This window comes from Paractinoplanes deccanensis, assembly GCF_016862115.1.
GTDB classification, from domain to species: Bacteria; Actinomycetota; Actinomycetes; order Mycobacteriales; family Micromonosporaceae; genus Actinoplanes; species Actinoplanes deccanensis.
This window is the reverse complement of record NZ_BOMI01000187.1, coordinates 1-10,519: the sequence shown is the minus strand read 5'-3', so window position 1 is coordinate 10,519 and position 10,519 is coordinate 1. Positions and strand designations below refer to the sequence as shown.

Sequence of the window (10,519 nt, the reverse complement as noted above, 5' to 3'; positions counted from 1 at the left end):
CCCGGCAAGGCGCCCACCGAAACCAGCGGCCCGGCAAGGGGCGACCGCCGCGGGCGTGCGGCGTCAGCGGCGGGCGAGGCGGCGGGCGCCGGACACGCCCGGCTCGTAGGGGACGTTGTAGTGGGCGAAGACGTTCGGCTCCTCGGTTGCCGCGAGCTCGCCGTCGATCTCGATGCCGGGGGCGTCGGTGACCTGTTTCTTGCCGTAGCGGACGCGGACCGCCTTCGGGGTCACGGTGGCGCCGGCCAGGGGCACGAAGACCAGACGGTGGCGGCCGATGAAGCCGACGCGGACGGTGGCGTACGCGGGCTCGTCGTTCAGCGTGTCGACGTAGACCGCCTCCAAGTCGCCGATCTTGGCGCCGTCGGGGTCGATGACATCCTCGCCGCGCCAGTCGCGCAGGTTCTCAGCTGGAAACACGCTGTCCCAGTGCCCGCCCGGAAGCCGTCGAAACGCGCCGAGTGGCGCCGCGATGCCAGAATGGGTCCTCCGCCGGGCGCATTCTCAATTTAGTTGTCTCATGGCAAGCTGCTCGGTGAGAAGGCGCGACCCCGATAAGAATGCATGGCAGATGACTCTTCAGCAGTCGTACGACGCCTTGATCAATGAGATCAGGGCGGCCGTCACCGGCGAAGATCCGCATTTCGATGATCTTTTCGGGGCGGCGCAGTGGAGTTCGGTGCTGCGGGAACTGCCGGCCGAGTTCCGCTATTTCAACGATCGATTCGACGAGCCGCCGATCGACAAGCTTTTCGCCTGGTGGCGCACGCATCGGGCGAACGGCTTCGTCGGCGTGCTCCTGCTGACCCTGCTCGGCCTGCGCGAGTCGGAGTATCGCCGGACCAACCCGGCACCGCTCGGCGTGACGCAGCTCGGCCACGACTGCGAGAACACCTGCCACGTGCTGACCCGGAACCCGGCCGTCCAGGCGGCCCTCAGCGACGTCTACGGCCTGGGCCGGGGTCTCGACCTCACCACGCTCCGCTTCCACCGGCACGGCACCACCTCGCTGATCCTCAAGGTCCGGCAGGCCTTCCAGAGAGACAGCTTCGCCGAGATGCGCGCGCTCAAGCTGCTGCTCGCCCCGTTCCTCACCATCGAGTCGATCGCCGACGCCACCCGGCAGTACGCCACGAAGTACGGGATGCGCCAGGACAACGTGACGCACCTGGTCCGCTCCCTGGACAGCGCCGACGGCTGGATCCTCATGGAGTTCGTCGAGGGCCGCACGCTCGCCGAGACGCTCCAGCACGAGCGCCGCAACGGCGTCGCGGAGTTCGACTTCGCCGAGCTCGAACGGTGGGGCAAGGTGCTGTTCGAGGCGCTCGTCGAGATGCAGAAGCTCGGCCACCTCACCCACGCGGACCTGACACCCAGCAACATCATCGTCAAGAACGAGGACGACGACCTGGTCCTCGTCGACCTCGGGCGCAACTACCTCTACACCCGCTCGATCATGGGAGTCGACGGCGCGGAGTCGGTCTACGTGGCCCCCGAGGTGCGGGAGGGCAACGCCTCGATCGACCGGGCCGACCTCTACTCGCTCGGGCAGCTGCTGATCCTGTTCGCCGGCTCGCGGCCGAACTCCGACGCGACCGTGCCGGACGTCTTCTACGAGCAGGCGCCGCTGATCGCCCACTATCTCGAGGACCTGATCGACCGCTCGCCCGAGCACCGGCTGCTGACCGCCGGGCTCTCCGGCAAGGTCGACTACCAGGAGCTGTGCGCGGCCTTCCTCGACGACCTCGAGATCGCCTCCGCGGCGGCGCAGGGCGGGGACGGGCGCACGGCCAGCACGCTCTGGCCGCTGATCCGCGAGGTCGTCGGCCCGTACCGCGGGGAGCCCGGACGGCAGCGCAAGCTCTGGAAGGCCATCCGGAGCAAGCGCGGCGACCCCCGGCGCGCCCAGATCGGCAAGCAGTACTTCTGGTCGTACTTCTCGGCGATCGTGTCGACCCTGACCGTGATCTTCGTGATCTGGTGGTTCGCCCGGGACGCGGAGTGGGACTGGGGCAACCGGCCGGTCGAGATGTTCAACCGGTTCGTCCTCAACAAGCCGATCGGCGACGCGGGCGACGACTTCCCGGTTCTCGACCGGCTCCGGGTGGGCGGCTACGAGATCCCGGACTGGGAGAACAACTGGCAGGCCAGGCTCGTCGGCCTCAGCTACGCCCTGCTCGGCGCGAAGCTCTACCAAAGCCTGTTCGCCCGGCTCTCGCCGCTGTCGGCGGCCTTCGGCACCACCGGCCGCCTGCGGTTCCGGGCGTGGGCGGCCGAGCTGTCCATGCGCTCGTTCGCGGTGGTGAACTCGTTGCTCGTCCTCTCGTGCACCTTTGTCGAGGCACGGTTCTGGCCGCTCGCCTCGGCCCTCGGCCAGACGTACGCCGTCATCTTCAACTGGTCGTGCATCAAGTTCGCGGAATCCTCCTTCAAGGAGGCGCGCATCAGCAAGATCAGCACCGTGCCGGATCACGACGGCAAGGTCTCCGGGCTGTCGAAGTACGGCGAATGGCTGCCGAGCAGTTTCTTCTACATGATCATCGTTTGGGTGATCGGTTTCTTGATCTATACGGGCGTCCTGAAAGACGGATGGCTCTATGCCTCGACGGTCGCGAGTGTGAATATCGGATTGTTCTACGTCATCAAGTGCGGACTCGGCGGGCCGCCGATCCGCGTGGCTCTCCAGCGGGCGGTGATGGCCACGGAACGGGTGAGTCTGGTGCGCCGCAACAGCAGCGCGCCCGCTCCCCGGGTCGCGCCGGTCGCGCAACCGGTCGGCGAGGGGGCGGCATGACCGAGATGACCGCGCACTGGGCCGAGGACCACCCGGTCCTCGAGGTGCTGCGCGAGCGGCGCGAGCGGCAGAGCCGGCCCGGACGGCGCGACGACGGTCATTTCGTGGCGCTCGCGGTCGAGGGTGGCGGCCTGCGCGGCGTCGTGTCGGCGGCCATGCTGTGCGCGCTGGAGGACATCGAGGTCAAGAACGGCTTCGACATCATCTACTCGTGCTCGTCGGGGGCGATCAACGCCGCGTACTTCGTCGGCGGCGAGACCTGGTACCCGACCTCGATCTACTTCGACGACCTGACCTCGAAGGACTTCCTCGACTTCCGCCGCATCCTCCGCGGCCAGTCGATCATGAATTTGGACTTCGCCCTCGGCGACATCGTCGGCGAGCGCAAACCGCTCAGCTACGAGGCCGTGCTGAAGTCGGAGATCCCGGTGCACATCATGGTCACCGACATCGACAACCTGACCACGCGCGCGCCCGCCGACTTCTCGTCCGCCGCCGACCTGCTCTCGGCGCTGCGCGCCAGCATGTGGCTTCCGCTGGCCGTACGAGGGGCGTCGCCGTTCCGGGACTTCCGCGGGATCGACGGCGGCGTGCTGACCGCCCACCCGTTCCTGATCGCGGAGAAGGACGAGCGGGTCACCCACATCCTGTCGCTCAGCACCCGCCCGATGGGCTCCACGCGGCCCGGGGTCTCCCTGCTCAACCGCTACGTGGGCTTCCGGCTCGACCGGCTCCGCGCCGGGCTCGGCCGGGGATACGTCGACGCCGTGCGCACGTACAAGCAGGCTCGCCGCCGCATCGAGGACGAGCGGCTGCACCCGGCGCGCCGCCCGTACATCCTGGATCTGGCGCCCCTGCCCCGGCACGCGGAAGTGATCCGCCACGAGTCGAACCCGTGGCTGCTCCTGGAGGGCGCGCGCTCCGGATACGAGGTCGTCTATTCGGCGGTGGAGCGCAAGTATCGCCGCGCCATGCTGCGGCTGACCGTGCCCGACCACAACCGGGCCGAGTTTCTCTTTCCCGTGGACCGGCTCAACCGGCACTAGCGCGGCGCAGCGGGATGGGGTTGTCGTCCGGCAGGACGCGCCACGCTCGCTCGGCCAGCGGAGTCAGCACCTGCACGCCGCGGTCCCCCAGCCGCTGCCACGGCCCCGCGGCGAGACGGTCGGTCAAAGCCTCGACCTCGGCGTACGCGGCGCGGCCGGCCGCCGTGGCGACGCCGTCGGCGGTGAGCCAGCCGCGCTTCTCGAGCCGATCGGTCGCCGCCCGCCACTCGTCGTCGGTCCAGCCCCGCGCCGGCTGGGTGACCTCGCGCAGCCGGCCGCCGTCGAGGCCCACCCGCCACACCAGCGACTCGCAGCCGTCGACGCCGGCGACGAGCAGCGCGGCCACGTGCCCGTCACCGCGGTGCTCCCGCAGGATGGTGGCCGCGTGCCAGAGCCGGGCCACCGGCTCGCCGGGCCACGGCAGGTCGGCGTGGGCGGCGGCGAGCGTCCGCCCCGGCAGGTCCACCGACAGCGCGGCCTCGGCGAGCAGGTCGGCCGCGTCCGCCACCGTGGACGCGGGCAGGCCGTCGAACAGATCGGTCAGCGCCGCGCTCGCCCCGGCCGTGCGGGCGGCGATCGCGTCGGCCGGGGTGATGCGCGTCCAGACGCTCGGCATGGCCCGCGACACCATGGCCGGCGCGAACCCGAAGAACGCGGCCGTGACGGGACCCGGCCCGACCGGGCCGAGGGCGGCGGCGCGCCCGGCGAAGTAGCGGCGCCAGAAGCCGGTCAGCCCGGCGGCCTCGAAGGCCGCGGCGGCCTGCGGCGTGAAGTAGGTGACGGCGTGCAAGGGCTCGAACAGCGACCAGAGTTCGCGCGGCGACGTCATCGCTCGATACTTCCATGCCTTCGGCGCCTTCCGGAACGGGCCGGCGAGCGGGCAAGATGATCGATCAGACCCCTGACGACGACATGGGAAGTGATCTGCCCTGAGTTCGCCTGAGGCGCGTATGGTCAGTGCCGCCCTCCGTGGAGACGTGCGGGAGCAGGAGCGGATCCTCGCGGGCGAGCTCGCTGGAGGCTGGTCGTTCGCCGTGATCCTGGCGGCCTTCGTCGTGGCTGCCAGGCGCCGGTTCGACCGCCATGTCGACCGGAGGATGGTCACGCGGTTCGCGTGGCGTTTCGTTCTCAAGGCGCCCGGCGGTGACCGGTTCCAGGTCCGTGACGTCGATGCGACGCTCCGCGTTTTCATGGGAGATGAGTATCTTTCCGACGCGCTTACCGACGTCTTCGGGGAGATCACGTATGCCGTACTTTTCGCCTTGGCCGACGATCTGGAGCTGACCGACCAGCAGGTCGTGCAGTTGGTTGCTGAGGCCGAAGCAGAGATCGTCGGCACCATGGCGGACGGCCGTGAAACCGACAGGTCGATCCTGGGCGATGGGCGATACCGGCGGATCCATCGGCCCTATCTCGCCGAGAAGCACTGGTTGCCGGCGAGGCCCGACGACCGTCGTCCGCCTCGCACGCCGAAACCACCTGCCGGACGGCGGGCGCCTACCAGCCTGGCGGGACGTTATGTGCTCTCGTTGCTGCTGCATCGAGGCGCTGTGCAAGGGGTGAGCTCGGACGACGTCCCGAACGGCGACCTGCTTCGCGTCATGCGGACCTCCTTCGCCGTGGCGGCGCCTCTCTACCTGCACCCGGACCCCGACGTCCGGGAGATCGATGCGCTGGTGGCGACAACGCGGAAAACGTTGCTGTTGAGTCTGGACCCCATGAAGGCCGCCTACCTTGTGCGCCTCGCGGTCGGTGAGCGTGTGCCGCTTGACGGCATCACCTCGGAAGACGTCTACCTGGCCTGTTCCTTGATGTGGAGCGTCATCGCGGAACGGTGGGATCGCGATGAAGCCGTCATCTCCGACATCATCGCCGAGGCGGAGGCGGGCATCGAGGCGAACGGCTATCGCCTGACGCCGGGTGCGTGACGGTCAGGCGCACGCCGTCCCGTTGACGGTGAACGCTGTCGGGGGCGGGTTGGCGCCGCTGTACGTGCCGTTGAAGCCGGCGCTGGTGGAGCCGCCGGCCGGGACGGCGCCGTTGTACGACTGGTTGGTCGCGGTGACCTGCGCTCCGCTCTGCGCCCACGTCGCCGACCAGCCCTGGCCGACCTTCTGGTTGCCGGGGAAGGTGAAGCCGAGACTCCACGACGTCCACGGCGTCGTGCCCGTGTTGGCGATGGTGACCGTGCCGGTGAAGCCGCTCCCCCAGTCGCTGGCCGAGTAGGTGACCCGGCAACCGGCGCTCGGAGTCGGGGTCGGAGTCGGGGTCGGGGTCGGCGTGGGTGTGGGAGTCGGGGTCGGGCCGGGCGTGGACGGCGACGGCTCCTGGCCCCAGATCAGCGTGCTCCCCTCGTACAGCGGGACGTTGCGGTTGACTGTGGTCCCGGCCGCGTAGGACGGGTCGTTGGACGGGTCCCAGCTGCCGCCCTCGGCCACGCCGACCTTGAACTGCACCTCCATGCGGTGCGCGGACTGGCCGGCCGGCGCGATCGTGTGGCCGGCGCAGCTCACCTCGACGTACCACAGATCGCCGGACGCCTGCTTCGCCGTCGACGGTGCGGGGCAGCCCTGCGTGTAGCCCGGCGTCACCTGGATCGCCGACGTCCCCTCCTGGCGGAAGTAGTAGCGGTACGTCGCGGCGGTGAGCGCCCGCGCCGGGTACGCGGACTTGTTGTAGATCATCACCTTGAGACCGGTGGCCCGGGTCTCGTTCTGCATCACCGTCGTCTCCACGGTGATCTCGTCCATGTCGGGCTTCTCCGCCTGCGGGAACCCGGCGAGCGGGGCGCCGCCGTACTCGCGGTGGAGCCGGGCCAGCGCCGAGGTGAAGCCGGCGTTGTAGTCGGTGGCGACCTCGTTCATCACGTAGTCGTTGCGCTGGTCGGTGTAGGCGTCGTCGGGCGCGGACGGGCCGCCCACCAGCGCGCCGTACAGCACGTGCCGCGTCTCGGTGGGCACGGTCATGTTGTCCCACCAGGAGCCGTGCGCGGTGCGGTGGTGCGGGTTCTTGGGCGCGTTGGCGCCGTAGCCGACCACGTAGCTCGACCGGCGGGGGTTGTCGCCGAGCGCGTAGTCGATCTGCCGGACCGCGAAGTCGTGGTAGCGCGCCTTGCGGGTGGTGTCGGCGGCGCCGTCGCTGTAGACGAGCGCGGCGAAGGCCGTGTTGGCGGCGTAGCGCAGCGAGCCCCAGCTGTCCAGGACGGCCTCACCGCCCGGCGAGTAGCGCACCTTCTCGCCGTTGACGCCGACCGTCCACCAGTCCAGCCAGCGGTTCGCGTCGTCGACGTACTTCTGCTTGCCGGTCAGGTTCGCCAGCAGCACGTACGCCCCGAACTGCTTGTTGTCCCAGGCGATGGTCCACTTGTAGGACCGGGTCGAGCTCTGCGGCTCGGTGCCGAGCGCGTCGTACTCCTTCTCGGCCTTGGCCAGGTACGTGGCGTCGCCGGTCGCCCGGTACAGCCAGATGGCGCCCCACACCAGCTCGTCCTGATAGCCGCTCCACGACTTGTAGTACGAGGCGGCGTCGGTGATGCAGTCGCTGTACGCCTTCCGCACGGTGTCCGCGAACGTGTAGAGCTGCCGCGCGTGGGTGAGCAGCCGGTCGGCGTACGACGGATCGGTGGGCCGGAAGACGATGGAGCTCGCGGCCATGGCAGCCGCCGTCTCCCCCGCCAGGTCGGAGCCACCACAGCTGGCATCGATCTTGTACGCGGGACGCGCCATCGGCATCACCTCGGCCGGCCCCCACCACTTGTGGTCGTCGTCGCCCTTGCCGACCTGCCCGTAGAGCACGTTCGCCGACGGGTGCGCCTTGATGAAGTAGTCGTTGGGCACCCGCAGGTTGTTCAGCAGCGAGGTGAGCTGCCCGGAGGAGGCGTACGCGTCGCGGTACTCGACCGCGCCCCAGGCGAGCATGGTGGTGGTGAACGCCATGGGGAAGCCGAACTTCACGTGGTCGCCCGCGTCGAACCAGCCGCCGGTGAGGTCGAGCCCGGCCGCGGCGCCGTCGTTCATGGCCGCGTCGCCGCGCCACGAGACCTGGCTCCACGCCGGCTTCCTCCCGGCGATCTGGGCCTGGTAGAAGAACATCGACTTCTGCAGGGCCTCACCGTAGTTGAACGAGCCGGCCGCGGCGGCCGGCTCGCCGGGGATCGACAGCCCGGCGGCCGTCACGACGAGGGCGACGAGGGCGACGAGGGCGACGAGGGCGAGAAGGACACGGCGCATGGGTGTGCCCCCTTCGGGGAGGGTGGGAGCGCTCCCAGACATTGAACCCTGTCGTTAGGAGTTTGTGAAGTTCCTGTGTCATCCAGGCGCGGGTGGGCCTGCGACAGCCGTCGCCGCCGCGGGCCCACCGTGGGATCGGCCGTCACGGCCAGTTGGTGCGGCCCCACGCGCACAGGTTGGTGAAACCGGAGCCGCCGGCGACGACGTTGCCGGCCTCGCTGCTCGCCGGGAAGATCCAGTCGGTCTCCTCGCCGCTCACCACGCCGATCACCCGCGGGTCGCCGTTCCACCAGCCGAAGAGCGGGCCGCCGGAGTTGCCGCCCGTGACGTCGGCGCGGGTCTCGAGCTCGCTGCCGCCGTTGGAGTCGCCGTCGACGTCGAAGATCGAACAGCTGCCCTGCCAGGAGGGGCGCTCACCGCCGGCCACCGCGCCCGGATAGCCGAGCAGCGTCCAGTGTGCCTGGTTGTTCCACGACTCCGAGTAGCCGTTGTATCCGAACCAGCCCAGCGAGTTGCCGAGCGGGTTGTAGAGGCGGCACACCGCGTAGTCGTACCCCGTGACGGCGGTGCCGGGGTTGTAGCCGCGGACGTCCGAGACGTACGACTCGACGCCCGCGCCGTGCAGCGAGGTGCCGTTGAAGTAGGCCGGCACGAACCGCATCCACCAGTTGCCCGCGGCGACGTTGTTCCACGGCACCACGTGCGCGGCGGTCACCATGAGGCGCGGCCCGATGAGCGCGCCCGTGCCGTACCACCCGGCGCTGGTGAAGACCTTGCCGACCACACCCCAGGGCCACGCGGTGTCCTGGAACACGGCGCGGTTCTCGGGCGGGAAGACGTACAGCGGCCGGGTCGCCTTGCCGTTGAACCGGCGCAGCACCGGCTGTTCGGCACCGGCGGCCGGGCGCGGCGCGGGCAGCAGCGGCATCCAGTCCGGGCGGTAGCCGGCGAACCCCACGTCGGGGTCCACCGCCGCGGCGATGTCGGCCGGCGACTCCCGCACGGCCGTCTGGCCGGGCAGCCCGGGCGCGACCGGCAGCGTGACGCGCCAGATGTCCTCCTTCTCGACCCGCTCGGTGCGCGGCTGCAGCTCGCGGGAGAGGAAGATCTCGCGGTTGTCGCGCAGGTGGACGAGCTCCTCGGGCGGCTCACCCCGGGCGAGGACCGGGTCCTGCGCGTAGACCCGCTCGAGCCCGGTCGGGCTCGACTGCTCGCCGGAGAACCTCAGCAGTTCGACAGCCATGGCACGGCCCTCCTCACCAGTACATGACGGCGGACGAGCCGGACGCCCACGAGTAGTACATGCGGGCGCGGACCACGTACCGCCGGCCCTCGAAGAGCTTGACCTTGATCAGCGCGTTGCGGGCCTGACCGCTGTCGTCGTCGCCGGCGAGGAACCGCAGCTCGCCCTTGTCCTCCTCGAAGAGCACCAGCACCATGTCGGCCGAGCCGAACGTGCCGATGCTGTACTCGCGGCTCGCGTCGGGCACGATCTCGGCGTTGAACTGCTCGGACGGGCGCAGGCTCAGCGGGGTCGACTGGAACGGCGTCAGGCGCGGCAACTGTGCCTCGAGCCCCGGATACCAGATGAGCACCTGCTCCATATCGATCTTGGAAATCGTGCCGGGTGGGCGGATACCGTTCTTCTTGTACTCCTCCGGGGTGATCACCAGGCCCGACGGGAACGCGTATTCCATGACGGACTCGGGATCCCAGTCGGAGCCTTTCACCTCGGCCGGGTCGAGCTTGCGCAGCACATTGTGGAACGTCTTCTCGCGCGGCCAGTTGTTCGGCGGGCCGCCCAGGAACGTGTAGACGGCCTCCTCGTCCCAGACGATTCCCGCGTTCGGATTCTGGTGCTCGTGCGGCATGCCGAGCGTGTGCCCGATCTCGTGCCGGGCGGTCGCCCGGCCGTGCGGGGTGGTGAGGTCCCACCCGAAGTTCATGGTGCGCTCGCTCTGGCCGATCTGGAGCACGTCGCGGCCCAGATAGGACCAGGAGCCGTCGCCCTGCTCGAACCCGATGCGCACCTCGGCCTCGGCAGGCGAGCTCACCTCGGCGAAGTCGAGCCCGATGCCGATCTCCTTCCATTCGGCGAACGACTCGCGCACGACCGCCTTCTGCTCGTCACGGCCGCCGTCCAGGAAGGCGTACCGCAACTTCGTCCCGTTCGCCCACATGGCGCGACCCACCACGATCGCGCGCCGCCTCTCCGCCGGGATGTCGGCCGGCAGCATCGGCATGATGCGCGGCGGAGCAGCGCAATACCGCAACTTCTCCATGGCACGCCCCTTCCCCAAAGAAAAGCAGGATTAATTGCCCGCCGGGAATCGTCTTTGCCGACCGGCGTGGCGAGAAACTGGAACTCAGCTTTCTCTTGATTTCTTGGTCAAGTCAATGACCTGCGAGAGCGTTGTCAGAAAGCCGTCCGGGAGGTATCCAGCACTCAC

General features: G+C 69.5%; 8 protein-coding genes. 3 read left to right on the top strand and 5 right to left on the bottom strand.

Annotated elements, in window-relative coordinates; genetic code table 11:
• Nucleotides 1–63: 63 nt before the first annotated feature.
• Nucleotides 64–420, bottom strand: coding sequence for a PRC-barrel domain-containing protein (locus tag Ade02nite_RS44175; RefSeq protein ID WP_203777238.1), 357 nt, complete (start codon nt 418–420; stop codon nt 64–66).
• 151 nt (nt 421–571) lie between these two features.
• On the opposite strand from Ade02nite_RS44175, the gene Ade02nite_RS44170 reads away from it, so the two are divergent.
• Entirely contained in the window at nt 572–2,794 is a 2,223-nt protein-coding gene (locus Ade02nite_RS44170) for a protein kinase domain-containing protein (protein WP_203777236.1), read from the top strand.
• The gene (locus Ade02nite_RS44165) at nt 2,791–3,840 is read left to right on the top strand and encodes a patatin-like phospholipase family protein (RefSeq protein WP_203777233.1); all 1,050 of its coding nucleotides are present in this window, start codon (nt 2,791–2,793) and stop codon (nt 3,838–3,840) included. The genes Ade02nite_RS44170 and Ade02nite_RS44165 overlap by 4 nt, the downstream gene beginning before the upstream one ends.
• On the opposite strand, the gene Ade02nite_RS44160 is transcribed toward Ade02nite_RS44165, so the two are convergent.
• A complete protein-coding gene (locus Ade02nite_RS44160; protein ID WP_203777231.1) occupies nt 3,827–4,669 on the bottom strand; it encodes an SCO6745 family protein in 843 nt (280 codons plus the stop codon). The two genes, Ade02nite_RS44165 and Ade02nite_RS44160, sit on opposite strands and share 14 nt — an antisense overlap.
• 148 nt (nt 4,670–4,817) lie before the next feature.
• Here Ade02nite_RS44160 and Ade02nite_RS44155 point away from each other — a divergent pair, with 148 nt between their 5' ends.
• Entirely contained in the window at nt 4,818–5,768 is a 951-nt protein-coding gene (locus tag Ade02nite_RS44155; protein WP_203777229.1) for a hypothetical protein, read from the top strand.
• Nucleotides 5,769–5,771: 3 nt separating this feature from the next.
• On the opposite strand, the gene Ade02nite_RS44150 is transcribed toward Ade02nite_RS44155, so the two are convergent.
• The 3 genes from Ade02nite_RS44150 to Ade02nite_RS44140 form a co-directional block, all read right to left on the bottom strand.
• Nucleotides 5,772–8,069, bottom strand: coding sequence for a glycoside hydrolase family 9 protein (locus Ade02nite_RS44150; protein WP_203777227.1), 2,298 nt, complete (start codon nt 8,067–8,069; stop codon nt 5,772–5,774).
• Between the two features lie 142 nt (nt 8,070–8,211).
• Nucleotides 8,212–9,312 carry a trypsin-like serine peptidase gene (locus Ade02nite_RS44145; RefSeq protein WP_203777225.1) on the bottom strand — a complete coding sequence of 367 codons (1,101 nt, stop codon included), beginning with the start codon at nt 9,310–9,312 and terminating at the stop codon, nt 8,212–8,214.
• A 13-nt stretch (nt 9,313–9,325) separates the two neighbouring features.
• On the bottom strand, nt 9,326–10,351 hold the full coding sequence (locus Ade02nite_RS44140) for a M12 family metallopeptidase (protein ID WP_203777223.1): 1,026 nt from the start codon (nt 10,349–10,351) through the stop codon (nt 9,326–9,328).
• Nucleotides 10,352–10,519 lie beyond the last annotated feature (168 nt).

What these genes read in the sequence shown, in the direction of transcription:
- Ade02nite_RS44170 (WP_203777236.1), top strand. Translation starts at nt 572, where the DNA reads ATGACTCTTCAGCAGTCGTACGACGCCTTGATCAATGAGATCAGGGCG.
- Ade02nite_RS44165 (WP_203777233.1), top strand. Translation starts at nt 2,791, where the DNA reads ATGACCGAGATGACCGCGCACTGGGCCGAGGACCACCCGGTCCTCGAG.
- Ade02nite_RS44160 (WP_203777231.1), bottom strand. Translation starts at nt 4,669, where the DNA reads ATGACGTCGCCGCGCGAACTCTGGTCGCTGTTCGAGCCCTTGCACGCC.
- Ade02nite_RS44150 (WP_203777227.1), bottom strand. Translation starts at nt 8,069, where the DNA reads ATGCGCCGTGTCCTTCTCGCCCTCGTCGCCCTCGTCGCCCTCGTCGCC.
- Ade02nite_RS44145 (WP_203777225.1), bottom strand. Translation starts at nt 9,312, where the DNA reads ATGGCTGTCGAACTGCTGAGGTTCTCCGGCGAGCAGTCGAGCCCGACC.
- Ade02nite_RS44140 (WP_203777223.1), bottom strand. Translation starts at nt 10,351, where the DNA reads ATGGAGAAGTTGCGGTATTGCGCTGCTCCGCCGCGCATCATGCCGATG.